The sequence below is a fragment of the Nocardia sp. NPDC019323 genome, from assembly GCF_044389845.1.
In the GTDB taxonomy this organism is placed as follows: domain Bacteria; phylum Actinomycetota; class Actinomycetes; order Mycobacteriales; family Mycobacteriaceae; genus Nocardia; species Nocardia implantans.
The window spans coordinates 154,541-178,972 of sequence record NZ_JBIRYN010000006.1 but is presented as its reverse complement, the minus strand read 5'-3'; the positions used below and the strand labels follow the sequence as shown (position 1 = coordinate 178,972).

Below are 24,432 nucleotides of genomic sequence, written 5' to 3'. Positions count from 1 at the left end.
GGAGTGCAACACATGGGACACATCGAAGCCGCCAAGGACGTCAACGCCGCCCCCGAAGCCCTGTGGGCGGTCGTCTCCGACCCGCACAGCTGGGACAAGTGGTTCACCATCCACGAGCGCTTCATGGAGGAGCCGCCCGCTGTGCTCAGCGCGGGCGCCAAGCTGGTCGCGAAGATCGTGATGCTCGGTATGGCGAACAAGCTGGAGTGGACCATCGTCTCGGTGGACGCGCCGAACAAACTGACCCTGGGCGGCACCGGCATGGCGGGCGTGCGGACCGAGTTCACCTTCGACATCAGGCCCAACGGCGATGGCAGCACCATCCTGGTGTCGGGCGACTTCGAGGGCGCGTTGATCAAGGGCGCGCTCGGCAAAGCGGTGGAGAAGGACGGCATCAAACAGCTGGACCGCTCCCTCGACCAACTCGACGCCCTGGCCTCCGCGGCATGAGCGGTCAGGCCCGGAGGCGGCAGCGGAGTGTGACCACGCAGGGCCCCGCTCGTGCCGGAGAGGAAACAGCATGAGCGGTCAGGCCCGGAGGCGGCAGCGGAGTGTGACCACGCAGGGCCCCGCTCGTGCCGGAGCGGAAACAGCATGAGCGGTCAGGCCCGGAGGCGGCAGCGGAGTGTAACCACGCAGGGCCCCGCTCGTGCCGGAGAGGAAACAGCATGAGCGCCGGTACCGGTGCGCGCGCTGTCGAATTCGATGACAGCGGCTTGGAGACGTGGTCGGACGAGGAACGTTTCGAGGTCACGGCCGACCGGATAGCGCAGTACGCCGCCGCCACGAACGATCCGATCGCCGCGCACCTGGCCGGTACGGTGGCCGGGCCGGTCTTCGCGATCGTCCCGGTCTTCGAGGCCATGATGATGCCCGTCATCGATGTCGCGCCGATGGACATCTTCGGCAGGGTCGTGCACGGAGAGCAGGACTTCCACTTCCACCGCGCGATCCGTCCCGGCGACCGGCTGGTGTCGCGCGCCAAGGCGATCGGCTACACCAGCCGCCCCAACGGCACGACCATCACCATCCGCATCGAATGCCGCACCGAGGCGGGGGAACCGGTCAACGACCAGTACCTCACCGCCTTCTTCCGCAACATCGACGCGGGCCGGACGGTCGGTGCCGCCGCTCCGGCGCACAAATTCGACGAACGGCTGCGCGAACAGGATCCGGTTGCTGTCGTGGCGCAGCACGTGGACCACGACCAAACCTTCCGCTACGCGCCCGCCTCGGGCGACCCCGTGCCGCTGCACCTGGACGAGCAGGTCGCCAAGGACGCCGGATTGCCCGGCATCATCGCGCACGGGCTGTGCACCATGGCGTTCGCGTCCTGGGCGGTGCTCACCGAGGTCGCGGAGTCGGACGTGCACCGGCTCCGGCGATTCGCGGTGCGATTCGCCAAGCTGGTCTTCCCCGGTGACGATCTGGAGACCCGCATCTGGAAGGCGGAATCCGCCGACGGCGTCACCCGCTACGCCTTCGAGACCGTGCGCGGCGACGATGTCGTGCTCAGCGACGGACTGGCCGAGATCGCCGACTGACCAGCGCGGCGGCACGATGTCCGCCGCTTCACTTCGCCGGATTCGGCACGAATGCAGGAGACAACACATGGGCGTACTGGACGGACGGGTCGCCGTCATCACCGGTGCGGGCCGCGGCATCGGCCGCGAGCACGCATTGCTGTTCGCGAAGGAAGGCGCCGCCGTGGTCGTCAACGATCTCGGCGGCAGCAACGCGGGCGAGGGGACCGACGCCGGGCCCGCCCAGGAAGTGGTGCGCGAGATCGTCGCCGCGGGCGGCGAAGCGGTGGCCAACACCGACGACGTCGCCACCTGGGACGGGGCGCAGAAGCTGGTCGAACAGGCGGTCACGGAGTTCGGCTGCCTCGACGTCGTGGTGAACAACGCGGGCATCCTGCGGGACGCGTTCATCGCGGGCATGGACGAGGCGCAGTGGGATGCGGTGATCGCCGTGCATCTGAAGGGCCACGCCGCGGTGCTGCACCACGCCGCCGCGTACTGGAAGCAGCAGTCCAAGGCGGGTGACCAGCCGAAAGCCGCCGTGATCAACACCGCGTCGGCGTCGGGCACCACCCTGCCCAACCCGGGCCAGGCCAACTACGGCGCCGCCAAGGCCGCGATCGCCGCGCTGACCTTGGTGGCCGCCGACGAGCTCGCGCGCTACGGCGTGCGGGTCAACGCGATCGCGCCGATCGCGCGCACCCGGCTCACTCTCGCCACTCCCGGCATGGGGGAGATGCTGGCGGCCGAGGCGGAGGCGTCGGAGGGCGGGTTCGACGCCTTCGCCCCGGCCAATATCGCTCCGCTGGTCGCCTACCTGGCCGCCGCGGACTGCCCGATCACGGGCAAGGTGTTCGCGGTGCAGGGCGGCGCGATCTCCGAGCTGGCCGGTTGGCACGATGTGAAGACCATCGAGACCGAGGGGCCATGGCTGATCGACGACATCGCGGCCCGGCTGCCCTGACCTCGGGGAATGTGAGGAGAACGACGATGTTCGAATGGTCTGAGACCGATGTGATGATCCGCGATGCCGTGCGGGCGTTCATCGACAGGGAGATCCGCCCGAACCTGGACGCGCTCGACAGCGGGGAACTGCCGCCGTACCCCGTCATCCGGAAGTTGTTCCGGGAGTTCGGGATCGACGCGATGGGCGGCGAGGCCGTGCAGAAGATGCTGGCGCGGGAAGCGGCGCGCGAGACCGCGGAGGCGGAACAGAAGCCGAAGTCCTCGGGGGCGAGTCCGTTCGGCGGACAGGAATCGCTGATGGCGGTGCTCATCGGGGAGTTGTCCGGGGTGTGCATGGGGCTGGTCTCGGCGATGGGGGTGAGCATCGGCCTCGGCGCGACCACCATCATGTCGCGGGGCACGCTGGCGCAGAAGCAGCGCTGGCTGGAGGACATCGTCACCATGCGGAAGGTCGCGTCCTGGGCGATCACCGAACCGGACTCCGGTTCCGACGCGTTCGGCGGCATGAAGACCTACGTCAAGCGCGACGGCGAGGATTACCTGCTCAACGGCCAGAAGACCTTCATCACCAACGGTCCCTACGCCGACGTGATGATCGTCTACGCGAAGCTCGACGACGGCGCGGGCGGCGACAAGCGCGACCGCAAGGTGCTCGCCTTCGTGCTCGACAAGGGCATGCCCGGTCTCACCCAGGGCAAGCCGTTCAAGAAGATGGGCCTGCACTCCTCGCCGACGGGTGAGCTGTTCTTCGACAACGTGCGCGTCGGCCGGGACCGGTTGCTCGGCGAGACCGAGGAGCACAAGGGCGGCGACGGCCGGGAGAGCGCGCGGTCCAGCTTCACCGCCGAACGCGTCGGCGTTGCCTTCATGGCGCTGGGCATCATCAACGAGTGCCACCGGCTGTGCGTGGACTACGCCAAGCACCGCAAGCTCTGGGGCCAGGAGATCGGGCGATTCCAGCTGGTCCAGCTGAAGCTGGCGAAAATGGAGATCGCGCGGATCAACGTGCAGAACATGGTGTTCAACACGCTGGAGCGGGGCAGGGCTGGCAAGCCCCCGACCCTGGCGGAGGCGTCCGCGATGAAGCTGTACGCCTCCGAGGCGGCCACCGAGGTGGCCATGGAAGCGGTGCAGCTGTTCGGCGGCAACGGCTACATGACCGAGTACCGAGTGGAGCAACTCGCCCGCGACGCCAAGTCGCTGATGATCTACGCGGGCAGCAACGAGATCCAGGTGACCCATATCGCGAAAGGTCTTCTGGCGCAGTAGTTCTCCGCGCGGCCGGGGTCGCGTACCACCGTCCCGCTTACGCGTTCGGAGCCGACCGAGACGGAGCCTTGTCGGTCGCGACCCGGCTGCCCGCTGCCTCGGCGGTCGGCCGGAGCGGCCTCGTCGGCCGCCGTTGCCGCCTGATCACGTCGGCCGCCCGGAGAAACGCCCGGGGGCAGGCGAGTGGTCGGCCGAGCCGACAACCGGCCTCTATGGACTGCGCGCGCCTGATCGCGGGGTTCGGTACCGACGCGCCCAGCGCACCCCCACTACGTCTTTCGAGCGAAGCGAGACCGAGCCTGTTCCGTTCGCGGCCCGGCTCGCGTCCGAGTGACCGCCGTGTCCGCGACGAAGTCGCCAGCGGCGGTCACTCGGACGCGAGCCACACAGGGGCCGCGAACACGCCGCGCCGAAGGCGCGGCCAAACTACACAGCCCGCAGCCGCGTCCGGCTGGCGTAGACGTGTTCGGCGATGAGGGTGGCGATGCGGTCGGGTGCTTCCAGCATCGGAACGTGGCCGACGCCGTTGACCAGGATGCGGTCGGCGGACTCGGGCAGTTCCTTCAGGTAGCGCCGTGCGTAGACGCGGTTGGGGATGACCCGGTCGTATTCCGACAGCAGCAGCCGGACCGGCGTCCGCAAGGTGGACAGGTCCGCCTGTGCGGGCGCGCGCATCGCGCCGAGGATCATCGGCACCATCGCCGGGCAGTGCAGCGCGGCGGCGAGCGCGGCCGCGGCGTCGCGCCGGGATACCGCCGCGGCCTGCTTGCTCAACGCGAGCAAGGCGACCCGCTGGGCGAGCGGGTTGCCGATGGCGAATCCGCCCATGCGCTTGCCGATCTGGACGAGCGGTATCAGAGAGAGGAATTTCAGGTTGATCCGCCACTGGGTCAGCGAGGGCGCGTGCCAGCCGCCGGCGGGCGCGATGAGGGTCAAGGTGCGGGCGCGTCCGCGGCGCGCGAGTTCGACGCCGACCAGCCCGCCGAGCGAGTTGCCCGCGATATGGCAGGTGCGCCAACCCAGTTCGTCGAGCTGTTCGCAGATCCGGTCGGCCAGCGACTGCACATCGACCGACGGACCTCCGGTGGGCGCGCCGCCCCAGTGCCCCGCGAACGCGGGCGCGAACACCTCGCAGTGCGTCGACAGCCGCGCCGCCGTCTGCTCCCAGCAGTGCGGCGACATCATGAATCCGTGCAGCAACAGCAGGGGATCGCCGGATCCCACGTGCAATGCCTTGATCGGCTGGGGCGGTTTCGCCCGGGTGGATCCGCGCGTGACGGCGGAGGAGGACTGGGAGGTGTCGGACGACATCGTCATCACCCCTTCCTGGACGGCAGTGTCCAAGGGACTTCATCTGACCAGCATTGTACGGTCGTGGAGTGCCGTATATCTCGACAGTGAACGTGAACGGTGTCCGCGCGGCCGCGGGTAAGGGCTTGCTCGCCTGGCTCGCGGCCACCGAGGCGGACATCGTCTGCGTGCAGGAGACCCGCGCCACCGACGAGCAGGTCGCGGCCGCGCTGGCGCCCGCACTGGACGCGGGATGGCAGCTGTCGCACGCCGAGCCGGAGTCCAAGGGCCGCGCCGGTGTCGGCATCCTGTCCCGGCGGGCGCCCAGCGCGGTCCGAGTAGGCTTCGGCAGCAGCGAGTTCGCGGCGGCGGGCCGCTATCTCGAGGCCGATTTCGACGACGTCACCGTGGCCAGCGTCTATGTGCACTCCGGTGACGCGGGCACGGTGCGCCAGGACGAGAAGTATCGCTTCATGGCCGAACTCGGCGCCTATCTCACCGCGCGGACCGGCGATTTCGTGGTCGCCGGGGACTGGAACATCGCGCACACCGAGCGCGACCTGAAGAACTGGAAGGGCAACCTGAAGTCGGCCGGGTTCCTGCCGCAGGAGCGGGCGTGGATCGATGACCTGCTGGCCGCCGGATACGTCGACGTGGTGCGACAGTTGCACCCGGAGGGCGACGGTCCCTACAGCTGGTGGTCCTACCGCGGCCGCGCGTTCGACAACGACAGCGGCTGGCGCATCGACTATCACCTCGCTCGCGGTGATCTCGCCGCCCGCGCCAAGGACGCGGTGGTCGAGCGTGCCGCCTCCTACGATCAGCGCTGGTCCGACCACGCGCCCGTCACGGTGCAGTACCGATGAGCCGGTCGATCAAGCGTGGTATCGGCCTGCTCGGCGCGGTGGCCTTGGTGGTGCTCGCCGCGGTGCTCGCGTTGTACGACGGTGGCGATACCACCACGTCCGCTCCGGCGAGTCGCGCGACCACCGCCGCGACGAGCACGGTCACCCCGACCAGCGCGGCGCCGCGCGGTGGGGACAGCGCGTCGCCGGTCACCCAGGCCGCCGGTGTGCCGGAACGCGCGTACGCCACGTTGCGGGAGATCGATGCGGGCCGGTGGCCGGATTCGGCGAACGCCCCCGGCACCAAAGGGGGCGAGCGATGGATGAACCGGGGTGGCGACCTGCCCGCCACCGATGGCTCCGGTAAACCGATCACCTATCAGGAATGGGACGTCAATCCCAAGCAGTCCGGCCGATCCCGCGACGCCGAACGCATTGTCACCGGCAGCGACGGTTCGGCCTGGTACACCGGCGACCACTACAAGACCTTCACGAGGATGCGCTGATGACAAAGACCGTCACGCTGTCGCAGTTCCTTGCCCGCCCCGACGCCGACGACGCGCCGCCCAGCCCCGAACTCGCCCCGCCGCGCGTCACCTTCGGCACCCTCGCCGTCGACGCCGCCGATTTCAGCGGGGTGCGGGACAAGGCGCCCTCCGGATACCTGGTGCGCGAGTTGCGCGGCGCGAAGATGCCCACCACCGCCCGGCTCTTCGACGAGTTCGCCGCCGCGTTCCAGTTCCCGTACTACTTCGGCGAGAACAAGGACGCGTTCGACGAATGCCTGCGCGACCTGGACGATTTTCTCGGCGAAGGGGCCGGATACGTTGCCGTGGTGCGTGATTCGGCCGGATTGCTCGCCGAGGAGCCGATCGAGCGCGACTGGTTCGCCGAGGCCATGCGCGACTGCGCGGCCTACTGGTCGCGGCGGGACGTGCTCTTCCGGGTGGTGCTGCAAGGCGACGCGCCCGATTTGGAAGACGTGTCCCTGCGCCTGTGATCGGGGCTGTTACCGCAGTTTCTCGGCCAGGTCCTCGCCGAGCAGGACGAACACGTCGACGGTCTGCTCGATCAACTCCTCGCGGGTGAGGTCCAGGTCGCCGTGCAGCCAGGCGGTCAGCGTCTGCACCAGGCCCCCGACCAGGTACAGCGCCCGGAAGTCGACCACCGCGGCCGGTGCCGAGTCGGACATCCGATAGAAGTCCGTGCCCTCCGTGGCCACCATCCGCGCGAACGCTCGCACCGTCTCGGTGGTTCGGGTCCGTAGTTCCGGCGTCGCCATGCCCGCGATCAGGGCCGCTTTCGCCTTGCGCGGGTCGTCGGTGAGCAGGTGCACGCCCGCGGTGATCGCGGCGTGCGCGGTCGCGCGCGTGTCCGTGGCGGCGGTGCGGACGGCGGCGAGGATGGCCGCGGCCAGTTCCGTGGCGATCCCGTCGATCAGGGCGGTGAGCACGGCGTCGCGACTGTCGAAGTTCTCGTAGTAGTACCGCTCGTTGAGGCCGGCCCGCGCGCACAACCCCGACACGGTCAGCTTCCCCAGCCCTTCCGTGCCGATGATCTCGAGCGCGGCCTCCAGCAACGCCGCACGCCGCTGCGCCCGGCGCTCCTCGGCGGAAACACCCCCATAGGTCCGTTGCGCCGTCACCCTCCGATTCTTACAGGTACGCCGAAGCCGGTGCCCCCGATCGTCGCGCACGCCGGTTCCCCGGCGTATGCGGCGGTCGGGTAGCGCTTGGTACTCGGCCACTGAGACCGAGCATGCGAACACGCCGCCACGCAGTCGCGGCCGAACACAGCAATTTGGACACAGCTATTGCCAGAATTCGTCGTTCTGGTGGATGCTATTGCCAGATGTTCTCGACGAGGAGGCGGTCATGTCCGAGCCCGGCTATTTCAGTGACCACTCGATGGTCCGGCGGGTGATGACCAAGCGGGCGGTGGGGCTGACCTACGGTGTGCGGGCTCTGGTGATCGGCGCGGTCGATCCGCTGCTCTACGTCGGCACGGCCGAGAACACCGAGCACCGCATGACGCCCTACACCCGGCTGGCGCTGACCGGCCGTCTGTTCGAAGCGGTGTTCCTCGGCAGCAAGGCCGAGGCCGATCGCGCGCTGGCGTTCACCAGGAAACGGCACGTCAAGGTGCGTGGGGCGCTGCCGGAGGACGCCGGTGCCCACCACCCGGCGGGCACCGAGTACTCCGCGCTCGATCCGCACCTGATGTTCATGACGATGGCCTTCACGTTCGACTCGGCCGAGGTGATGTACGACCTGCTGGTGCGCACCATGACCGACGGCGAGCGCGAAGGGCTCTACCAGGACTACGTGCGCTGGGGCGAGCTGTTCGGCATGCCCGTGGACGCCGCGCCGGCGAGCTACCCCGAGTTCCGGGCCTTCTTCGACGGCTACCTCGCCTCCGACGAACTGTTCCTCACCGACGAGGCGCGGCTGGTCGGCTCCTACCTGGCCGGACAGCGCGTCCCCTACACGCAGGGCGTGCCGTTGCAGCAGGTCACCTCCGCGTTCTACCTGCTGGTGCAGGGCAGTCTGCCGGCACGCATCCGCCGGATGTACGGGATGCGCTGGGGTGTGGCGGAGGAGGTGGCCTACCAGGGACTGTCCCGGGCGGTGCGCGCCGCGCACGTGTCGGTTCCGCTGGTGCCCCCGATGCTGCGCGGCACGCTCGCCGGGCCCAGCGCGCCGGTCTACAAGATGCTGTCCCAGCGGGAACACGAACTGGTCAGCAGGGGGCGGCCGAGCATGCCAGGAGTGGACCCGCGCAACTGGGTGCAGCGAAATTCGGCTTGAGCCGCATGCGAAGATCGGGGTATGTCCAGTCCTGCGCCCAGCCCGGCCGCCGAACGCAAACAGCGGGTTCTGTCCGGGATCCAGCCGACCAGCTCCTCGTTCCATCTCGGGAACTACCTTGGCGCGCTGCAGTACTGGGTGACCATGCAGGACGACTACGACGCGCTGTACTTCATTCCGGATCTGCACGCGATCACGGTGCCGCAGGAGCCCAAGGAGCTGCGGCTGCGCACCAAGGCCGCCGCCGCCCAGCTGCTCGCGCTCGGCATCGATCCGAAGAAGTCGACCCTGTTCGTGCAGAGCCAGGTGTCCGAGCACGCCGAACTGGCCTGGGTGCTCAGCTGCATCACCGGTTTCGGCGAGGCCAGCCGGATGACCCAGTTCAAGGACAAGTCGGTGAAGCAGGGCGCGGAGAACGCGACCGTCGGCCTGTTCACCTACCCGGTGCTGATGGCCGCGGACATCCTGCTCTACCGCGCCCATCAGGTACCCGTCGGCGAGGACCAGCGTCAGCACCTGGAACTGACCCGGAACCTGGCCCAGCGCTTCAACACTCGGTTCAAGAAGACGTTCGTGGTGCCGGAGGCGCACATCGTCAAAGGCACGGCGAAGATCTACGACCTGCAGGACCCGACCGCGAAGATGAGCAAGTCGGCCTCCACCGACGCGGGCCTGATCAACCTGCTCGACGACCCGAAGGTCACCGCGAAGAAGGTGAAATCCGCGGTCACCGACACCGAACGCGAGATCCGCTACGACCCGGAGCGAAAGCCGGGCGTCAGCAACCTGCTGGTGATCCTGAGTTCGCTGACCGGTGCACCGATCGTCACCCTGGAAAAGGATTTCGAGGGTAAGGGTTACGGCGAGCTGAAAGCCGATGTGGCCGACGCGCTGGTGGAATTTGTCACGCCGTTGCGGGCGAAGGTGCAAGAGTACATGTCGGATCAAGGTGAACTCGACCGCGTACTCGCCGCAGGCGCGGAGCGCGCGCGAGAGATCGCAGGCAACACCCTCGCACAGGTCTACGACCGGGTCGGTCTGCTGCGTCGCTGAGCGGCTGCTCTCCTTCGCCGGGCGGTTGTCGCCCGCTCGACCGGGTATCACCGGTGCGGGGTCTCTCGGCCGAAGGGGCGAATGGTGCAGGTGATCGACAACGTCAAAGCCGGGATCGAACGCCGGATTCAGGCGAAACCGTGGCTGGACCATCTGGTCCGCGCTGCGGGGCGCTATCAGCGGCAACGGGGTGACTACTACGCGGCAGGCATTACGTATTTCACCGTGTTGTCGTTGTTTCCGCTGCTCATGGTCGCTTTCGCGGTCGCGGGCGTGGTCTTGTACAACAATCCGGAACTGCTGGACGAATTGCGCGGCAAGATCGTCGAGAACATCCCCGGCTCGTTCGGCACCCAGCTCAACGACCTGATCGATCAGGCGGTCCAATCCCGGCGCACAGTCGGCGTGCTCGGCCTGGTCACCGGCGTCTACAGCGGGCTCGGCTGGATGGCCAACCTGCGCGCCGCGCTCACCGAGCAATGGGATCAGAAGTCCCCGGACGGTAACTGGCTGATGACCAAGCTGTCCGATCTCGGCGCGTTGATCGGTCTCGGTCTCGCGTTCACCGTCTCGCTCGGGTTGTCGGCGCTGGCGTCGAGTTCGCTGGGCAGCCAGCTGCTCGACGACCTCGGCCTCGGCGACCTGCCCGGTGCGGGCGTGTTGCTGTCGCTGGCGTCGATCGCGCTCGGATTCCTCGCCTCCTGGGCGGTGTTCGCGTGGGCCATCGCACGGTTGCCCCGGGAACCGGTGACGCTGGCCAGTGCCGCCAGAGCGGCCGGCTTGGCCGCGCTGGTCTTCGAGGTGTTCAAGATCGTCGCTTCGATCTATCTGCAATCGGTGCTCAGCAGTCCGGCGGGCGCCACCTTCGGCTCGATCATCGGCCTGATGGTGTTCAGCTACGTCACCTACCGCATCGTCCTGTTCGCCACCGCATGGGCCGCCACCGCCGCGGAGAACGAGCCGGAGGCGGAGGTCCCCGCGCCGGGACCGGCCGTGATCGCGCCGCGGGTCGGTGCGCGTGACGTATCGATGGGGGTGGGCGCCGCCTTCTTCGGCGCGGGAGCGCTTGCGGCTCTTGCCCTTTCCGGTCTGCGCAGGCGCTGATCGGTCAGCGCCGCCGGGCCGCGCGCCGTGCCCCTAGCAGCAGAGCGGCGACCACCAGGACGCCGCCGATGATCAGCACGGTTCGCGCGCCGGTGCGGTGATCCCCGGTGTGCGGCATGGCGGACGGATCGCTTCCCGGCGCCGATGCCGTGGCCGGCCCGGAGTCCGGCGTCGGCGGCGCGGCCAGGGTGACTCCGCTCTGGTCACGCTGGGGCACCACCGCGCCGGGCAGGTTGCCGATCACGGCGCCGCGGGGTAGCGCGAACCCGTAGTCGAGCAGGCGAGCGGCCTGCTCCCACGGCCGCACCGGTTGCACGTCGGCCTTGAGAAGGGTGACGGCGAGCCTGCGGCCGCCCCGCTGGGCGGCGGCGACGAAGGTCTGGCGCGCGTCGTCGGTGAAGCCGGTCTTGCCGCCGAGGGCGCCGTCGTAGTTGTAGAGCAGCTGGTTGTCGTTGCCGATCGGGTAGCCGGGACGGTCGGTGTCACCGGGAATCGAGGGGTCGGCGGGGTAGCCGGGGAAGTCGACCTGCTCGGTGTGGATCAGCTCGGCGAACAGCGGGATGGTCATCGCCTCGCGGAACAGCACGGCGAGGTCGTAGGCCGAGGTGCTCATGCCGGGGCCGTCGAGTCCGGAGGGGGTGGCCGCGCGAGTGTCCATGGCGCGCAACGATTTCGCCAGGTCGTTCATCTTGGCGACCGTCGCGGCGTCGCCGCCGAGTTGCGCGGCGATGGCATGTGCCGCGTCGTTGCCCGAAGCCATGATCAGGGCCTGCATGAGCTGCCGGTTGGTGTAGCGGCCGCCGGGCCCGATGCCGACCCTTGTGCCGTCGGCGTCGGCGTCGGCCTGCGTGCCGATGACCACTTTGTCGAGATTCAACGTGCGCAGCGCCAGCGTGGCCAGCAGCACCTTGATCGTGCTCGCGGGACGGTAGCGGCCGTGCGGGTCCTTCGCGGCCAGCACTTCTCCGGTGTCCAGGTCCGCCACCAGCCACGCCGTCGCCGAAATGTCCTGTGGAGCGGGCGGCGCGTTCTTGGGAAGCACGACTCCGCACTCGCCGAGGCGCGCGCCCCCGATCGGCGGGGAAGGAATCGGGAGCGGCGGTGGAGCCGGCTGTCCTGGCGCGGGCACCTCGGAGGTGTCGATCGGCGCCGGCGGCGAGGTCTTCTGCGGGCACCCGTCGGTGTTCGGGGTGGTGAACGGCGTGGTGGTGCTCGGCGCTGCGACGGACGGCGCGGCTGTCGCTCCGAGCGCGGCGACGGCGAGCACGGCGCCTACGCAGAGCAAGGCACGGCGAGTGATCTTCATCGCCGATGAGCCTAGCGAGCGATCCGGTGATCGAGCATGCCGTCCCCGCGGCGGTATTGACAGTCACTGCTAAATGAAAGCTACTATCAAATTACTGTAGCTATCATTTTTGGAGGCGTCATGAAGACCGACTCGGCCCGTCGCTGGCTCGCCCTCGGCGCGCTGGCCGTGGCGATGTTGACCATCGGGCTCGATGTCACAGTGCTGACCGTGGCGCTGCCGACGCTCGCCGTCGACCTGAACGCGAATACCGCCGCGCTGCAATGGTTCAGCAGCGCCTACACGCTGGCGCTGGCCGCCGTGATGCTGCCCGCGGGCGCGCTCGGCGACCGCTACGGCCGCAAGAAGTTCCTGCTCGCCGCCCTGGCGCTGTTCGGTGTGGCGTCCATCGCGTGCGCCGTGGCCGGCTCGCCCGGCGAACTCATCGCGGCGCGCGTGGTGCTCGGCATCGCCGCGGCGGCGATGATGCCGCTGTCGATGTCGGTGCTGCCCGCGCTGTTCCCCGAACCCGCCGAACTGCAGCGGGCGCTCACCATCTGGATCACCTCGACCGCGATCGGCCTGCCGCTGGGCCCGATCGTCGGCGGCTGGCTGCTGCGCAATTTCTGGTGGGGTTCGGTGTTCCTGATCAACGTGCCGATGGTCGTGATCGGCGCGTGCGCCGTCGCCGCGCTGGTGCCCGAGTCGCGCAGCGCGCAGCGCTTCCGGATCGATCTGCCCGGCGTCGCGCTGTCCGCGGCGGGCATGCTCGGACTCACCTACGGCTTCATCCGGATCGGTGAGAAAGGCTGGGGCGACGGCCCGGCCTGGGCGATCGTCGCGGCCGGTGTGCTGCTGCTGGCCGCCTTCCTGCTGTGGCAGCGCAGGACCGCGCATCCGCTGATCGATCTCGGTCTCTTCGCCGCCGACGGATTCCGCTGGGGCACAGCTTTTTCCATCGTGGTGAACTTCGCCATGTTCGGCATGTTCTTCACCGTTCCGCAGTACTTCCAGGCGGTGCTCGGCGTGGACGCGCTCGGCAGCGGCCTTCGGCTGCTTCCGTTGATCGGCGGTTTGCTGGTCGGCAGCAGGCTGGTCGACAGAGTGCTGCCGAAACTCGGCGTGCGCGTGGTGGTGGCCGCCGGTTTCGCCCTGCTGGCCGGCTCGCTGGCGCTGGGCGCGCTGACCACGGTGGACAGCGGCTACGGCTTCGCCGCGCTGTGGCTGACCCTGCTGGGCGCCGGCATGGGATTGGTGATGCCCGCGGCCATGGGCATGGCGATGGGTGACCTGGACGCCGAACGCTCCGGCTCCGGTTCCGCGCTGTTGCAGGCGCTGCGCCAGGCCGGTGGCACCATCGGCGTAGCGGTGCTGGGCACCGTGCTGTCCACCCGGTACCGGGCGGACCTGGGTGAGCTCGACCGCGAACCGATCGCCGACGGCGTGAACGCGGGTGTCGCCACCGCCCGCAAGCTGGGTGATCCGTCGATGCTGCACCAGGTGCAGGTGGCCTTCCTCGGCGGCATGAGCGCGATGCTGTGGACCTGCGCCGCGCTGTGCGTGCTGGCGGCGGTGCTCACGGCGACATCGGTGCGCACGCGGCAACCGGCCCGGTCGCCGGAGCCGGGTGCGGCAGAATCGATTCATGTCGGTTGAGCTACCCGCGAACGGGACGGCGCAGGGTCTGCGCGAGCGGAAGAAGGAACGGACCCGCCGGACGATCCGCGTCGAGGCTTTCCGGCTGTTCCGCGAGCAGGGTTACAACGAGACGACGATCGAGCAGATCGCCGCGGCCGCCGATGTCTCGCCGAGCACCTTCTTCCGCTACTTCCCGTCCAAGGAACAGCTGGTGCTCGCGGACGATCTCGATCCGGCGATGATCGAAGCGCTGCGGCGTCAGCCGCGTGACATCGGACCGATGGCGGCCTTCCGCAACGCGGTGCTCGAAGTCTTCGGTAATCTGCCCGCCGCCGAGCTGGCGTTCGAGCAGGAGCGGCAGGCGCTGCTCTATCACGTGCCGGAGCTGCGGTCGGCCATCGGCTTGGAGATCATTCGCAGCATCGACCTCATCGCGGGCCTGCTTGCCGACCATCTCGGCAGGCCCGCCGACGACTTCGAGGTGCGGGTGGCGGCGGGCGCGATGGCGGGCGCGGCACTCGCCATGGCGACGATGACGCCCTTGAACGTCGAGAACATCACTCGCACATTGGATTTCCTGGACGCGGGCATGCCGCTCGGACCGAGGCGCGAGTCCTGACATCTCGATCCGGCCGCACCGCTACGCGCCGACGGGGCTGCCGTGCCGCAGACGGTCGGGTGTGTCGTCGTCCATGGTCGCGAAGAAGCCGCCGATCACGTCCTCGATCTCGCTGATCGAGTCCGCGCAGTAGAGCGTCGGCTGATAGTGGGTGATGTCGTAGGTCGCGGTGCCCATCCGGGCGATGTCGAGGGGGAGTAGCTCGGCGTGCCGGAACTCCTCGATCTCGCCGTAGGACGACAGCAGGCCCGCGCCGTAGCACCGCACCTCGCCGCGCTCCCGGACGACGCCGAACTCCATCGAGAACCAGAAGACGTCGGCGAGGAATTTCAGCGCGCGATCGGTGTTCAGGCGCGCGACCGCGGCGCCGACGGTCGCGTAGATCGCCGCGAAACGCGGGCTGGCGATCTGATTGGCATGGCCGATGATCTCGTGGATGGCGTCCGGCTCGGGCGTGTACAGCGGTGCGGAATGATGCCGGATGTACTGCGTGGAGTGGAAGACCCGATCGGCGAAGGAACCGAAGAACTCTCGTAGCGGCACCAGTCCCGCGGCCGGTGCGTAGCGGAATCCGGTCAGCGGTGCGAGTGCCGCCGACACCTCGTCCAACTGCGGGATGTGATCGGTGGGCAACGACAGCGCCTCGGCGGCCGTCAGTATCTCCGCGCTGGCATAGGTGCGATGTTTGCGCGCGAGTTCGGCCGACACGATCCGCCACACCTGCTGCTCTTGCTCGGTGTAGGCGATGTGCGGCGGCGGTTTGCCCGGCGCGTAATCCAACGCCAGCGCGGCGATGGCATTGCGCCGGGCCCGGTATTCCGGATCGTGCACACCGGGGTGCTCGTCGCTCAGGTGCACGGTCACGTCGCCGTCGCCGGTGCGGGTCACCGGCGAGTACAACTGCGCCTCGCTGAACATGACTCGATGCAAGCACCACCGGCACGCGGCGACAACAAAAGCCCGTTCAGCTGGACAATCTGCCTAGCTGAACGGGCTGCGGGCGGGTCGTCGTGTCATCCGACGGCGCGGATCGGGCGGCGTGCTGATCAGTGCGCGCCGTGCAGCGAATGCACCACCGCGTGGCCTTTGCCGCGTCCGATCATCCACTTGTTGACCGGCGTGGTCAGCACGAAGGCCACTGCCAGGGCGAAGGCGAGGGTGATCCAGAACAGGATGGTGTCCAGGTGGGCGTCCATCGCGCCGGGGACGGCGAGGATCACGGCGTTGTCCACGATCTCCATGACCGTGATGGACACCGTGTCGGCGGCCAGCGCGGTGCCGATGGCGGCCGACAGCGGCAGGCCCGCCCGCAGCACGCCGCGCATGGTCAACGCGTAGCCGAACACGAACGCCAGCACGATGGCCAGCGCCATCGTCGCGGTGTTGTTCCAGCCCAGCGCGGTGCCGATCACCATGCCGAGGATTTCGCCGATGGCGCAGCCGGTGAGGCAGTGCAGCGTGGCCATGGCCGCCATCCGCCAGGTAGCGGGGGAGTGGTGCCCGGTGTGCTGTCCGGCGTGCGCGGCGTGGGAAACATGTTCGGCCGCGGGGTGGTGCCTGTGTTCCATGTCAGGAACTATACCCCCGTAGGGTATTTACGCAAGTCCGAGTTCGCGATTTGCCGGACATGAACGGGCGTTATGCCGCAAGATGGCGAAAGTATGAAGGAGGGCGCATGAAATCCGTGCGGATCGATCTCGACCAGGACCTGCTCGCCGCGGCCGCCGCCATCATGGGCACATCGTCCAGCGCCGCCACCGTCAACGAGGCCTTGCGCCGGATCGTCGTGCACGAGCGCCAGCTGCACAATCTGCAGCGCCTGGCCGCGAAGGCGTTCGTCGGGCTACCCGATATCGCCGTGATGGATCGCTAGGCCCTTCCGACCGGCGGCCTACCTGGGCGAAGCGGGCCGTTGCTCATCGAGAGCGCGCTGCCAGACCTCATCGAACTCTCCGGCGTCGATCTGGAGTGCGGTGAACTCGGTCTCCGCGCTCAGCTCGTCCGGCGTCGGAACCGGGATCTGCCCGAGTTCGGTCGTGCCGGTGCCGCGGCCGGAATCGGCCCAGTCGCGGTGCCCGTCGCGGAACACCTCGACCTTGCGTACCTCGAAACCGTCGTCGCCGATCTCACTGAACAGCTCGACCGGCTCGTCGTCGAAATCATGGTGCCATTGCGCCTTCAGGTACCACATCGCCCCTCAGCTCCCCAGCTCGCGACCGACTCGGCTACCGAACCGCACATCAGCCAGCATATGGGTGCGGCCGAGGTGTCGGTGGTCCCTGGCAGAATCCCGGGCACTGTTGGCGTGACCGAGGGGTGGAAGTCATGGCGGTCTCTCTCATCGACGTGCCGGTAACGCAGCGGCCGCGCGAGCGGTTGCTGGCGCTCGGCCCGCAAGCGCTGAGCGATGCGGAGTTGCTCGCATTGTTGCTGCGGCACGGCAGGCGCGGTGCGAGCGCGCTGGATCTGGCGGTGGAGCTGCTGGTCGAGCACGGCGGGCTGGCCGGCTTGGCGTCGGCGCGTCCGGAGGAGTTGTCGCGTCGGGCGGGCATCGGCGTGGCCAAGGCCGCCGCCATCATCGCCGCCTTCCACCTCGGCGCGCGCGCACGCGGGAGGCCGGACGCTTCGATCCGGCTCACCAGCCCCGCCGATGTGGCCGCCGCCGCTCTCCCGCTCTTCGCGGGCTGCCGGGTCGAGCGTCTGCTCGTCCTGGTCTGCGACGCGCAGAACCGCCTCCGTCAGAAGGTCTTCGTCGCCGAAGGCGCTGTCGATCAGGTGTCCGTCCCCGTCCGCGAAGTCCTGAACACCGTTCTGCGGCACGACGGCCGCGCCTTCGCCATCGTGCACAACCACCCCTCCGGCGATCCGACCCCCAGCTCCGACGACCGCCACACCACCACCCTCCTCATCGAAGCGGCCCGCACCGTCGGCCTCCGCTTCCTGGACCACGTGGTGGTGGCCGGGGAGAAGTGGACCAGTGCTCCGAGGTTCGCGGGCCTACCAGAGCCACCGTCCCCGGGCCTTGCATGAAGTGTGAGCCGGAACTCGCGCTTGACCTTCGCACTGTGTCAAGGCCTTCACTGGCTGTCGGAGGTGGTCCCCATCAATTCGACACACAGCAATCCACAACACACCCGACTGCTCGGCGCATTGGCGGCGAAGAACTCATCGACGCGGCTCGAGGCAGCCCTCGCGATCGGCACGCATCCCGATCCCGGCTTCGTCGACGCGCTGATCGAACGATGCGCGATCGAGCCGGACTTCTTCGTGCGCGACATGCTCACGTGGGCGCTGACGCGGCTGCCATCGGCGATCACGGTGCCGAAACTCCGCGCGGAGCTGGGTTCGGAGCGTCCTCAGGCGCGCAGTCAGGCGCTGCACACGTTGTCCAAGATCGGCGACCAGGACGCCTGGCCCGCGATCACGCGGTCCTTGCTGCACGATGCCGATGACGAGGTAGCCCGGACCGCTTGGCGCGCTGCCGTCGTCCTCGCGCCCGAGGGGGACAAGGAAAGTCTGGCCGCGGAGCTGGCCACGCAGTTCGGGCGCGGTGACCGGGACGTACGGTTGAGCCTGAGCCGCGCTCTCGTCGCGCTGGGTGACGTGGTCGAGCCGGTCCTCCGGGCGGCGACGGCGAGTGACGACCCGGTGGTGCGTGCGCATGCGAGCGCCACCGAGCGACTCCTGCGCGATCCGGAGGCCGGATTCGACCTCGCCGTCGATCAGGCGAAACGGGTTGTCGCGCTCGGTCCGGATCGGGAGGAGACAACTGCGTGCTGATCGGTGAGGTGGCGCGGCGCTCGGGGGTGAGCGCGCGGATGCTCCGGCATTACGACTCCCTCGGGCTGGTGCGACCGACCGGCCGCACCGTGGGCGGCTACCGGGAATACTCCCCGGAGGACATCCGGCGCATCTTCCATGTGGAGGGGCTGCGGTCCCTGGGAATGTCGCTGAGCCAGATCGGACGCGCGCTCGACGACGCGGGATTCACACCGTCCGCGCTGGTCGGCGACCTCATCCGGAAAACAGAAGAACGACTGAACCGAGAGCGGGAACTGCTCGAGCGACTGCGCAGGGTCGATGCCGCCGAACCGTCCGGCTGGCAAGACGCCCTGCGCATCGTCGAACTCCTGCGCGGGCTCGGTTCGCCGGACGCCGCCCAACGACAGCAGGCTGTCCTGGCCCCGGCCGAGGACGTGTCGGTACCCGCCGAACTGCTGGCCGAGGCGGTGCTCACCGAATCCGATCCGTACGTGGCCGGGGCACTGCGGTGGGCGCTCGCGCGAGCCGGCGGTGACAGTGCGGCGAGCGTGGCGGCCGGCCTGGCCTCCGACAACGTCGACATCCGGCGGCGCGCGGTCCTGGCGCTCGCCGAACTACCGGGCGACGAGACCACGGCGGCGCTCACCAGCGCGCTCGATGACCCGGACGCGACGGTCCGCAGACGTGCCGCTCTCTCCTTGGGCGCGCGCGGCATGACACTGGCCGTGCCCGCGCTCGTCGGCACAGTGGTCGAGGGCCCGAACGATGTCGAGGCGGCCGAGATCCTGGGGACGCTGGCGCGCGACCCGGAGTGGGCCGGCCGGATCATCAGCGCGCTGGCCGACGAGCTGAACGAACACAAGGGTGATTCAGCGGTGCGGCTACGCCTGACCCAAGCGCTCGCCGAGATGCCGGGCGCCATCGCGCTGAATACCCTGCGTCAACTGGCCCGCGACGACGATCGCGCCGTGGCCGCCCTCGCCTCGGCCCTCGCGGCAACGCTCGAAGAACGGTCTGACGGATGAAGGACGCTCGCTCGACTACTTGCTCGAGCATTCCCGGGGCGCCGTGGTCGGCAATCTGGTTTCAGCGGCCTTCGGTCCAGAACCGCTGTATGCGAGTGATCGCTTCCTCCCGGGTCATCAGGGCGATTTCGTCCTCGGTGAGACCGACTCGCTGAATCAGCAAGTGCACGAGGTCGATGGGCAATGATGACTTGGGCTTTTCTGGAACACCGCGGTTCGGCAGCACATCGTTCAAGACGCATTCCCAGAACGAATCCTCCGTTACGTCCAGCTGGTCCCGCAAGATGTGCGCCCACAGGGAGGAGCCGTAAGTTGTGCGATCGACGGGATGGGAGATGCGTGTGCGCAGAATTCGGCCGTCCGGTAGGCCCAATTCGTAAGTGATGTGGTGGGTTCCAGTGCGGCCTCGTGCATCCCGTATCCGCTCCCACCCCTCGATTTCGCAAAACTGTTCGTGGCGTTTGCGAGTCGGCTGCGGCCAGGTCATCCGGCGGCTCCGACCAGCCATTCCCGAAGTTGGGCGTCGTTGCTCAGGCCGATCAGCTGAATGAGGCCCCAGTTCTCCCGATGGTTCGGTGCATCGCGGAGCCTGGTTTGCCAGTCCTCGGCGTATTCGCGCAACGCGGCGATCGTCTCGTCTATGGCTTCATCGAGCGTGCTGCCGTCAGCGGCCACCGGCAACCCTGGTAGGAACACCGACCATCCCCCGTTCTCGGCAACCACTTCCGCACCGGACGGGCAAACCTTCGCAAGCATGTAGCGGAGCCGTTCAGCATCGACCACCGCGGCGTACTCGGCGTCGCGCCGTACCGTCGCCACACGTCCTCGTACGGCAGCATCCAACAATTCTTTGAGATGGGCACGCGCGTCGGTGTAGCTGTCATAGTGCACCGCTGACATCGGTCACCTCCAGAATCGCTGCGTCTCCATAATCCCGCCCTTCTACAAGTACGTCAAGTACGCCACGTACTGGTCGCCAGGCTGCGAATGCCGGCGACCGCCGATGCGAGCAGTCCGCCTCACAAACGGCGAAGGCCGCCTCCATCGCATTGATGGAGGCGGCCTTCGGTTCGGCTGGGGCCGTGAAATCAGCGGGTGAACAGCAGCGCTCGCTTGACTTCCTGGATGGCCTTGGTGACCTCGATGCCGCGGGGGCAGGCGTCGGTGCAGTTGAAGGTGGTGCGGCAGCGCCAGACGCCTTCGACGTCGTTGAGGATGTCGAGGCGTTCGCGGGCGCCCTCGTCGCGGCTGTCGAAGATGAAGCGGTGGGCGTTCACGATCGCGGCCGGGCCGAAGTAGCTGCCGTCGCTCCAGTACACGGGGCAGGAGGTGGTGCAGCAGGCGCACAGGATGCACTTGGTGGTGTCGTCGAACCGGGCGCGGTCGGCCTGGCTCTGGATGCGCTCGCGGGTGGGCTCGTTACCCGAGGTGATCAGGTAAGGCTTCACCGCGCGGAACGCGTCGAAGAACGGCTCCATGTTCACCACGAGGTCCTTCTCCACGGGCAGGCCGCGGATGGGCTCGACGGTGACGGTGATCGACTTGCCTTCCTTGGGCAGCATGTCCTTCATCAGCACCTTGCAGGCCAGCCGGTTGACACCGTTGATCCGCATGGCGTCCGAACCGCACACGCCGTGCGCGCAGGAACGACGGAAGGTGAGCGTGCCGTCCAGGTAGGACTTGATGTAGATCAGCACGTTCAGGAAGCGGTCGGTCGGCAGGACCGGCACCTGGAAGGACTCCCAGTGCGCGCCCTTGTCGTCCTCCGGGTTGAACCGGGCCACCTTCACGGTGATCATCACCGAGCCCTCGGGGACCGGAGCGGGCGTCTGCGAAGAGGGTGCTTCGGCAACAGCAGTCATCAGTACTTACGCTCCATCGGCTCGTAACGGGTCTGCACCACCGGCTTGAAGTCCAGGCGGATGTCCGAAAGGAGCTCCGAGCCTTCCTTGTAGGCCATGGTGTGGCGCATGAAGTTGACGTCGTCGCGGTCCGGGTAGTCCTCGCGGGCATGGCCGCCGCGCGATTCCTTCCGGTTGAGCGCGCCGACCACGGTGACCTCGGCCAGCTCGAGCAGGAAGCCGAGCTCGACGGCCTCGAGCAGGTCGCTGTTGTAGCGCTTGCCCTTGTCCTGCACGGTGATCCGCGCGTAACGCTCCTTGAGCGCGTGGATGTCGGTGAGCGCCTGCTTGAGCGTGTCCTCGGTGCGGAACACCGAGGCGTTGTTGTCCATCGACCGCTGCAGCTCGGTGCGGATGTCGGCGACCCGCTCGTCGCCGTGCTCGCTCAGCAGCTGGGCCAGCCAGTCCTGCACCATCCCCGCCGGGTTCTCCGGCAGCTCGACGAACTCGCTGCGCTGCGCGTACTCCGCGGCGGCGATGCCGGCGCGGCGGCCGAACACGTTGATGTCCAGCAGCGAGTTGGTGCCCAGACGGTTCGCGCCGTGCACCGAGACGCACGCGCACTCACCCGCGGCGTAGAGGCCGGGGACGATGTCGCTGTTGTTGCGCAGCACCTCGCCGCGGATGCGGGTCGGGATGCCACCCATCACGTAGTGACAGGTGGGGAACACCGGCACCAATTCCTTCACCGGGTCCACGCCCAGGTAGGTGCGGGAGAACTCGGTGATGTCGGGCAGCTTCTCCTCGAGCACGTCCTCGCCGAGGTGGGTCACGTCGATGTAGACGTAATCCTTGTTCGGTCCCGCGCCGCGACCCTCCAGCACCTCGAGCACCATCGAGCGGGCGACGATGTCGCGCGGCGCGAGGTCCTTGATGGTGGGGGCGTAGCGCTCCATGAACCGCTCGCCGTCGGCGTTGCGCAGGATGCCGCCCTCGCCGCGGACCGCCTCGGAGATCAGAATGCCGAGCCCGGCCAGGCCCGTCGGGTGGAACTGGTGGAACTCCATGTCCTCCAGCGGCAGGCCCTTGCGGAACACGATCGCCATGCCGTCGCCGGTCAGGGTGTGCGCGTTCGAGGTGGTCTTGTACATCCGGCCCGAGCCGCCGGTCGCGAACACGATCGACTTGGCGTGGAAGACGTGGATGTCACCGGTGGCCAGCTCGTAGGCGACCACGCCGGTGGCGACCGGGCCGCGATCGGTCTCGGTGAGCACCAGGTCCAGCACGTAGAACTCGTTGAAGAACTCCACGTCGTGCTTGACGCAGTTCTGGTACAGCGTCTGCAGGATCATGTGGCCGGTGCGGTCGGCGGCGTAGCACGCCCGGCGGACCGGGGCCTTGCCGTGATCGCGCGTGTGCCCGCCGAAGCGGCGCTGGTCGATCTTGCCCTCGGGCGTCCGGTTGAACGGCAGGCCCATCTTCTCCAGGTCGAGCACCGCGTCGATGGCCTCCTTGGCCATGATCTCCGCGGCGTCCTGGTCGACCAGGTAGTCACCACCCTTGACCGTGTCGAAGGTGTGCCATTCCCAGTTGTCCTCTTCGACGTTGGCCAGCGCGGCGCACATGCCGCCCTGCGCCGCGCCGGTGTGGCTGCGCGTCGGGTACAGCTTGGTCAGCACCGCCGTCCGAACCCGCGGGCCGGCCTCGATCGCGGCGCGCATGCCCGCGCCGCCCGCGCCGACGATGACGACGTCGTAGCGGTGCTCCTGGACAGGACGAGATTCACCAGTCCCGATGGTTCGTTCGCTGCGCTCACTCATGCGAGGGGGCCTGTTCCTAACTGATGTTGGGGTCGAAGGTGAAGATGACGTAGGTGCCCACGCCCATGATCAGGATCATCGAGACGGCAAGCAGGGTCTTGAGCCAGAAGCGGGTCGAGTCCTTGCGGGAGTAGTCGTCGATGACCGTGCGCAGGCCGTTGCCGCCGTGCAGCTGGGCCAGCCACAGCATGGTCAGGTCCCAGAACTGCCAGAACGGGCTGGACCAGCGGCCTGCGACGAAGGCGAAGTTGAGCCGCTTCACGCCGCCGTCGAGCAGCAGCATGATCGCCATGTGGCCGAGTACCAGCACGATCAGCAGCAGGCCGGAGAAGCGCATGAACAGCCAGGCGTACTTCTCGAAGTTGTTGCTCGAGCGCGCGCGCGGCGAGCGCGGCAGGTCCAGGCTGGCCGGACGGTCATAGGACTTACCGATGACAGGTGCGCTCATTTCAGTGCTCCGTGAACAGGTAGAAGAACTGGCGCCCGATCGCGGGAACGGCCAGCAGGAACCAGATCGCGAGAATGATCCAGAGCATCAGCCGCTGGTACTTCGGGCCCTTGGACCAGAAGTCCACCAGGATCACGCGGACGCCGTTGAGCGCGTGGAACAGGACGACGACGACCAGGCCCATCTCCATCAACGCCACGATGGGCGTCTTGTAGGTCTCGATCGCTTCGTTGTAGGTGTCCGGGCTCACGCGCACCAGGGCGGTGTCCAGCACGTGGACGAAGAGGAAGAAGAAGATGGTGACGCCGGTGATCCGGTGCAGCGCCCACGACCACATGCCAGGGTCGCCTCGGTACAGCGTCTTCCGCTTCGGCTGGGCCGGAGCTTCAATCGTGGTCATAGAGTGCGGTGCCTCCAACGTCGTTGATGGACCCGGTCGCAGGTCCGACGCCGACGGCGTGGCGGGCGAATGCCCAGGTGGCTGTACTCCGGCCCGTCGCAGGGAACCTGAACCGATCTGTTCTGGACTCTAATCCTCCAGCAATCCCGGAACTAATTCGGCGTACCGTGCGTTGCGCGACACCGGATCGGGTTAGGCTTACCTTTCTTGATGGGTGCGAGGTTCCGTCGTGGCCTTCGCACGGCCGTGATCGGGTCGGTCCGAGAGGGGTTGTTTTTGCCGGAAATCGACTGGAAATTATTGCGGGCCAGCGCGTTTCAAGTTATGCGCAACGCCTATGCGCCGTACTCGCGGTTTCCGGTCGGCGCTGCGGCTCTCAGTGCCGATGGCCGCGTGGTGAGCGGTTGCAATGTGGAAAATGTCTCATACGGTTTGGGCCTGTGTGCCGAATGTGTACTCATCGGTAACTTGATTTCGGGGGGTGGGGGACGTCTGCGGGCGATCTCCGTGACGGATTCTCGCGGCGAAATCCTGATGCCCTGCGGGCGCTGCCGCCAATTGCTGCACGAGCACGGCGGGGCCGATCTCCTGGTCGACCACAAGGCCGGGCCGGTGCCGCTGCGCACGCTGCTGCCGGACGCGTTCGGTCCCGACGACTTGGACGCCGGGCAGGTCTGAGCGAGTACACCGGCGACGCGTGTGCTGCTGCCGGTGGTGCCCCTGGCTCGCGGCTGCGG

The 24,432-nt window shown here is 68.1% G+C and carries 29 protein-coding genes; 17 read left to right on the top strand and 12 right to left on the bottom strand.

All coding sequences use genetic code 11. The features are described from left to right. Positions 1–12 precede the first annotated feature (12 nt). The 4 genes from ACH49X_RS22965 to ACH49X_RS22950 all read left to right on the top strand — a co-directional run bounded on the left by ACH49X_RS22965 (position 13) and on the right by ACH49X_RS22950 (position 3,758). On the top strand, positions 13–450 hold the full coding sequence (locus tag ACH49X_RS22965; protein ID WP_195080485.1) for an SRPBCC family protein: 438 nt from the start codon (positions 13–15) through the stop codon (positions 448–450). A gap of 218 nt (positions 451–668) precedes the next feature. Continuing rightward, complete coding sequence (locus ACH49X_RS22960; protein ID WP_195080486.1) at positions 669–1,544, top strand: MaoC/PaaZ C-terminal domain-containing protein; 876 nt, start codon at positions 669–671, stop codon at positions 1,542–1,544. Between the two features lie 67 nt (positions 1,545–1,611). Beyond that, complete coding sequence (locus ACH49X_RS22955) at positions 1,612–2,487, top strand: SDR family oxidoreductase (protein ID WP_195080487.1); 876 nt, start codon at positions 1,612–1,614, stop codon at positions 2,485–2,487. A gap of 26 nt (positions 2,488–2,513) precedes the next feature. Further along, the gene (locus tag ACH49X_RS22950) at positions 2,514–3,758 is read left to right on the top strand and encodes an acyl-CoA dehydrogenase family protein (protein ID WP_195080488.1); all 1,245 of its coding nucleotides are present in this window, start codon (positions 2,514–2,516) and stop codon (positions 3,756–3,758) included. Between the two features lie 426 nt (positions 3,759–4,184). On the opposite strand, the gene ACH49X_RS22945 is transcribed toward ACH49X_RS22950, so the two are convergent. Next, positions 4,185–5,075 (bottom strand): alpha/beta hydrolase, encoded by an 891-nt coding sequence (locus ACH49X_RS22945; protein ID WP_323124649.1) that lies wholly within the window; start codon positions 5,073–5,075, stop codon positions 4,185–4,187. 80 nt (positions 5,076–5,155) lie between these two features. Between ACH49X_RS22945 and ACH49X_RS22940 the strand changes: the two genes are divergently transcribed. From ACH49X_RS22940 to ACH49X_RS22930, 3 genes are read left to right on the top strand one after another with little or no spacing between them, the layout of a single operon-like run. After that, entirely contained in the window at positions 5,156–5,914 is a 759-nt protein-coding gene (locus tag ACH49X_RS22940) for an exodeoxyribonuclease III (protein ID WP_397070779.1), read from the top strand. Then, entirely contained in the window at positions 5,911–6,399 is a 489-nt protein-coding gene (locus ACH49X_RS22935; protein ID WP_357112788.1) for a ribonuclease domain-containing protein, read from the top strand. Before ACH49X_RS22940 ends, ACH49X_RS22935 begins: the two co-directional genes overlap by 4 nt. Beyond that, the gene (locus ACH49X_RS22930; protein ID WP_357112791.1) at positions 6,399–6,893 is read left to right on the top strand and encodes a barstar family protein; all 495 of its coding nucleotides are present in this window, start codon (positions 6,399–6,401) and stop codon (positions 6,891–6,893) included. Before ACH49X_RS22935 ends, ACH49X_RS22930 begins: the two co-directional genes overlap by 1 nt. A 9-nt stretch (positions 6,894–6,902) precedes the next feature. On the opposite strand, the gene ACH49X_RS22925 is transcribed toward ACH49X_RS22930, so the two are convergent. Then, a complete protein-coding gene (locus ACH49X_RS22925) occupies positions 6,903–7,538 on the bottom strand; it encodes a TetR/AcrR family transcriptional regulator (protein ID WP_323124648.1) in 636 nt (211 codons plus the stop codon). A 229-nt stretch (positions 7,539–7,767) separates the two neighbouring features. Here ACH49X_RS22925 and ACH49X_RS22920 point away from each other — a divergent pair, with 229 nt between their 5' ends. From ACH49X_RS22920 to yhjD, 3 genes are all read left to right on the top strand, one after another. Beyond that, a complete protein-coding gene (locus tag ACH49X_RS22920) occupies positions 7,768–8,700 on the top strand; it encodes an oxygenase MpaB family protein (RefSeq protein WP_357208747.1) in 933 nt (310 codons plus the stop codon). 21 nt (positions 8,701–8,721) lie between these two features. Next, a complete protein-coding gene (gene trpS, locus ACH49X_RS22915) occupies positions 8,722–9,753 on the top strand; it encodes a tryptophan--tRNA ligase (protein ID WP_357208748.1) in 1,032 nt (343 codons plus the stop codon). Positions 9,754–9,837: 84 nt separating this feature from the next. After that, positions 9,838–10,857 carry an inner membrane protein YhjD gene (yhjD, locus tag ACH49X_RS22910; protein ID WP_195080634.1) on the top strand — a complete coding sequence of 340 codons (1,020 nt, stop codon included), beginning with the start codon at positions 9,838–9,840 and terminating at the stop codon, positions 10,855–10,857. A gap of 4 nt (positions 10,858–10,861) precedes the next feature. Here yhjD and ACH49X_RS22905 read toward each other — a convergent pair whose 3' ends face one another. Beyond that, positions 10,862–12,163, bottom strand: coding sequence for a D-alanyl-D-alanine carboxypeptidase family protein (locus ACH49X_RS22905; protein WP_357208749.1), 1,302 nt, complete (start codon positions 12,161–12,163; stop codon positions 10,862–10,864). Positions 12,164–12,283: 120 nt separating this feature from the next. On the opposite strand from ACH49X_RS22905, the gene ACH49X_RS22900 reads away from it, so the two are divergent. Both ACH49X_RS22900 and ACH49X_RS22895 read left to right on the top strand, forming a co-directional pair. Continuing rightward, entirely contained in the window at positions 12,284–13,798 is a 1,515-nt protein-coding gene (locus ACH49X_RS22900; RefSeq protein ID WP_195080496.1) for an MFS transporter, read from the top strand. Beyond that, complete coding sequence (locus tag ACH49X_RS22895; RefSeq protein WP_195080497.1) at positions 13,788–14,399, top strand: TetR family transcriptional regulator; 612 nt, start codon at positions 13,788–13,790, stop codon at positions 14,397–14,399. The genes ACH49X_RS22900 and ACH49X_RS22895 overlap by 11 nt, the downstream gene beginning before the upstream one ends. A 21-nt stretch (positions 14,400–14,420) precedes the next feature. On the opposite strand, the gene ACH49X_RS22890 is transcribed toward ACH49X_RS22895, so the two are convergent. Then, on the bottom strand, positions 14,421–15,317 hold the full coding sequence (locus ACH49X_RS22890; protein WP_357112805.1) for a phenylalanine 4-monooxygenase: 897 nt from the start codon (positions 15,315–15,317) through the stop codon (positions 14,421–14,423). A gap of 128 nt (positions 15,318–15,445) precedes the next feature. After that, the gene (locus tag ACH49X_RS22885; protein ID WP_357112807.1) at positions 15,446–15,967 is read right to left on the bottom strand and encodes a DUF4396 domain-containing protein; all 522 of its coding nucleotides are present in this window, start codon (positions 15,965–15,967) and stop codon (positions 15,446–15,448) included. A 107-nt stretch (positions 15,968–16,074) separates the two neighbouring features. Between ACH49X_RS22885 and ACH49X_RS22880 the strand changes: the two genes are divergently transcribed. Beyond that, positions 16,075–16,272 carry a type II toxin-antitoxin system VapB family antitoxin gene (locus ACH49X_RS22880; RefSeq protein ID WP_357208750.1) on the top strand — a complete coding sequence of 66 codons (198 nt, stop codon included), beginning with the start codon at positions 16,075–16,077 and terminating at the stop codon, positions 16,270–16,272. Between the two features lie 18 nt (positions 16,273–16,290). On the opposite strand, the gene ACH49X_RS22875 is transcribed toward ACH49X_RS22880, so the two are convergent. Continuing rightward, positions 16,291–16,590, bottom strand: a complete 300-nt coding sequence (locus ACH49X_RS22875; RefSeq protein ID WP_195080501.1) for a DUF6881 domain-containing protein — start codon at positions 16,588–16,590, stop codon at positions 16,291–16,293. Between the two features lie 134 nt (positions 16,591–16,724). On the opposite strand from ACH49X_RS22875, the gene radC reads away from it, so the two are divergent. The 3 genes from radC to ACH49X_RS22860 all read left to right on the top strand — a co-directional run bounded on the left by radC (position 16,725) and on the right by ACH49X_RS22860 (position 19,186). Continuing rightward, positions 16,725–17,429 carry a DNA repair protein RadC gene (radC, locus tag ACH49X_RS22870; RefSeq protein ID WP_357208752.1) on the top strand — a complete coding sequence of 235 codons (705 nt, stop codon included), beginning with the start codon at positions 16,725–16,727 and terminating at the stop codon, positions 17,427–17,429. 63 nt (positions 17,430–17,492) lie between these two features. Next, positions 17,493–18,179 (top strand): HEAT repeat domain-containing protein, encoded by a 687-nt coding sequence (locus ACH49X_RS22865; RefSeq protein WP_323124647.1) that lies wholly within the window; start codon positions 17,493–17,495, stop codon positions 18,177–18,179. Then, on the top strand, positions 18,173–19,186 hold the full coding sequence (locus tag ACH49X_RS22860; RefSeq protein ID WP_195080503.1) for a MerR family transcriptional regulator: 1,014 nt from the start codon (positions 18,173–18,175) through the stop codon (positions 19,184–19,186). The genes ACH49X_RS22865 and ACH49X_RS22860 overlap by 7 nt, the downstream gene beginning before the upstream one ends. A gap of 61 nt (positions 19,187–19,247) precedes the next feature. On the opposite strand, the gene ACH49X_RS22855 is transcribed toward ACH49X_RS22860, so the two are convergent. From ACH49X_RS22855 to sdhC, 6 genes are all read right to left on the bottom strand, one after another. Then, entirely contained in the window at positions 19,248–19,673 is a 426-nt protein-coding gene (locus ACH49X_RS22855; RefSeq protein ID WP_195080504.1) for a cytotoxic translational repressor of toxin-antitoxin stability system, read from the bottom strand. Continuing rightward, positions 19,670–20,086 carry a prevent-host-death protein gene (locus ACH49X_RS22850; protein WP_195080505.1) on the bottom strand — a complete coding sequence of 139 codons (417 nt, stop codon included), beginning with the start codon at positions 20,084–20,086 and terminating at the stop codon, positions 19,670–19,672. The genes ACH49X_RS22855 and ACH49X_RS22850 overlap by 4 nt, the downstream gene beginning before the upstream one ends. 188 nt (positions 20,087–20,274) lie before the next feature. Continuing rightward, positions 20,275–21,048: a succinate dehydrogenase iron-sulfur subunit gene (locus ACH49X_RS22845; RefSeq protein ID WP_195080506.1), complete on the bottom strand. Its 774-nt coding sequence runs from the start codon at positions 21,046–21,048 to the stop codon at positions 20,275–20,277. Continuing rightward, entirely contained in the window at positions 21,048–22,847 is a 1,800-nt protein-coding gene (sdhA, locus tag ACH49X_RS22840; protein ID WP_195080507.1) for a succinate dehydrogenase flavoprotein subunit, read from the bottom strand. The genes ACH49X_RS22845 and sdhA overlap by 1 nt, the downstream gene beginning before the upstream one ends. Positions 22,848–22,863: 16 nt before the next feature. Beyond that, a complete protein-coding gene (locus ACH49X_RS22835) occupies positions 22,864–23,295 on the bottom strand; it encodes a succinate dehydrogenase hydrophobic membrane anchor subunit (RefSeq protein ID WP_067803455.1) in 432 nt (143 codons plus the stop codon). Between the two features lies 1 nt (position 23,296). After that, positions 23,297–23,695, bottom strand: a complete 399-nt coding sequence (gene sdhC, locus ACH49X_RS22830) for a succinate dehydrogenase, cytochrome b556 subunit (protein ID WP_083863252.1) — start codon at positions 23,693–23,695, stop codon at positions 23,297–23,299. Positions 23,696–23,971: 276 nt separating this feature from the next. Here sdhC and ACH49X_RS22825 point away from each other — a divergent pair, with 276 nt between their 5' ends. Next, positions 23,972–24,373: a cytidine deaminase gene (locus ACH49X_RS22825; RefSeq protein WP_195080508.1), complete on the top strand. Its 402-nt coding sequence runs from the start codon at positions 23,972–23,974 to the stop codon at positions 24,371–24,373. The last annotated feature ends 59 nt before the right edge of the window (positions 24,374–24,432 follow it).

Bases quoted from the DNA above. Each gene is read 5' to 3' on its own strand.
- ACH49X_RS22875 (WP_195080501.1), bottom strand. From the start codon at position 16,590: ATGTGGTACCTGAAGGCGCAATGGCACCATGATTTCGACGACGAGCCG.
- ACH49X_RS22945 (WP_323124649.1), bottom strand. From the start codon at position 5,075: ATGACGATGTCGTCCGACACCTCCCAGTCCTCCTCCGCCGTCACGCGC.
- radC (WP_357208752.1), top strand. From the start codon at position 16,725: ATGGCGGTCTCTCTCATCGACGTGCCGGTAACGCAGCGGCCGCGCGAG.
- ACH49X_RS22890 (WP_357112805.1), bottom strand. From the start codon at position 15,317: ATGTTCAGCGAGGCGCAGTTGTACTCGCCGGTGACCCGCACCGGCGAC.
- ACH49X_RS22960 (WP_195080486.1), top strand. From the start codon at position 669: ATGAGCGCCGGTACCGGTGCGCGCGCTGTCGAATTCGATGACAGCGGC.
- trpS (WP_357208748.1), top strand. From the start codon at position 8,722: ATGTCCAGTCCTGCGCCCAGCCCGGCCGCCGAACGCAAACAGCGGGTT.
- ACH49X_RS22920 (WP_357208747.1), top strand. From the start codon at position 7,768: ATGTCCGAGCCCGGCTATTTCAGTGACCACTCGATGGTCCGGCGGGTG.
- ACH49X_RS22855 (WP_195080504.1), bottom strand. From the start codon at position 19,673: ATGACCTGGCCGCAGCCGACTCGCAAACGCCACGAACAGTTTTGCGAA.
- ACH49X_RS22880 (WP_357208750.1), top strand. From the start codon at position 16,075: ATGAAATCCGTGCGGATCGATCTCGACCAGGACCTGCTCGCCGCGGCC.
- sdhA (WP_195080507.1), bottom strand. From the start codon at position 22,847: ATGAGTGAGCGCAGCGAACGAACCATCGGGACTGGTGAATCTCGTCCT.
- ACH49X_RS22950 (WP_195080488.1), top strand. From the start codon at position 2,514: ATGTTCGAATGGTCTGAGACCGATGTGATGATCCGCGATGCCGTGCGG.
- ACH49X_RS22845 (WP_195080506.1), bottom strand. From the start codon at position 21,048: ATGACTGCTGTTGCCGAAGCACCCTCTTCGCAGACGCCCGCTCCGGTC.
- ACH49X_RS22905 (WP_357208749.1), bottom strand. From the start codon at position 12,163: ATGAAGATCACTCGCCGTGCCTTGCTCTGCGTAGGCGCCGTGCTCGCC.
- ACH49X_RS22895 (WP_195080497.1), top strand. From the start codon at position 13,788: ATGTCGGTTGAGCTACCCGCGAACGGGACGGCGCAGGGTCTGCGCGAG.
- ACH49X_RS22935 (WP_357112788.1), top strand. From the start codon at position 5,911: ATGAGCCGGTCGATCAAGCGTGGTATCGGCCTGCTCGGCGCGGTGGCC.
- ACH49X_RS22965 (WP_195080485.1), top strand. From the start codon at position 13: ATGGGACACATCGAAGCCGCCAAGGACGTCAACGCCGCCCCCGAAGCC.
- ACH49X_RS22885 (WP_357112807.1), bottom strand. From the start codon at position 15,967: ATGGAACACAGGCACCACCCCGCGGCCGAACATGTTTCCCACGCCGCG.
- ACH49X_RS22900 (WP_195080496.1), top strand. From the start codon at position 12,284: ATGAAGACCGACTCGGCCCGTCGCTGGCTCGCCCTCGGCGCGCTGGCC.
- sdhC (WP_083863252.1), bottom strand. From the start codon at position 23,695: ATGACCACGATTGAAGCTCCGGCCCAGCCGAAGCGGAAGACGCTGTAC.
- ACH49X_RS22835 (WP_067803455.1), bottom strand. From the start codon at position 23,295: ATGAGCGCACCTGTCATCGGTAAGTCCTATGACCGTCCGGCCAGCCTG.
- ACH49X_RS22850 (WP_195080505.1), bottom strand. From the start codon at position 20,086: ATGTCAGCGGTGCACTATGACAGCTACACCGACGCGCGTGCCCATCTC.
- ACH49X_RS22955 (WP_195080487.1), top strand. From the start codon at position 1,612: ATGGGCGTACTGGACGGACGGGTCGCCGTCATCACCGGTGCGGGCCGC.
- ACH49X_RS22930 (WP_357112791.1), top strand. From the start codon at position 6,399: ATGACAAAGACCGTCACGCTGTCGCAGTTCCTTGCCCGCCCCGACGCC.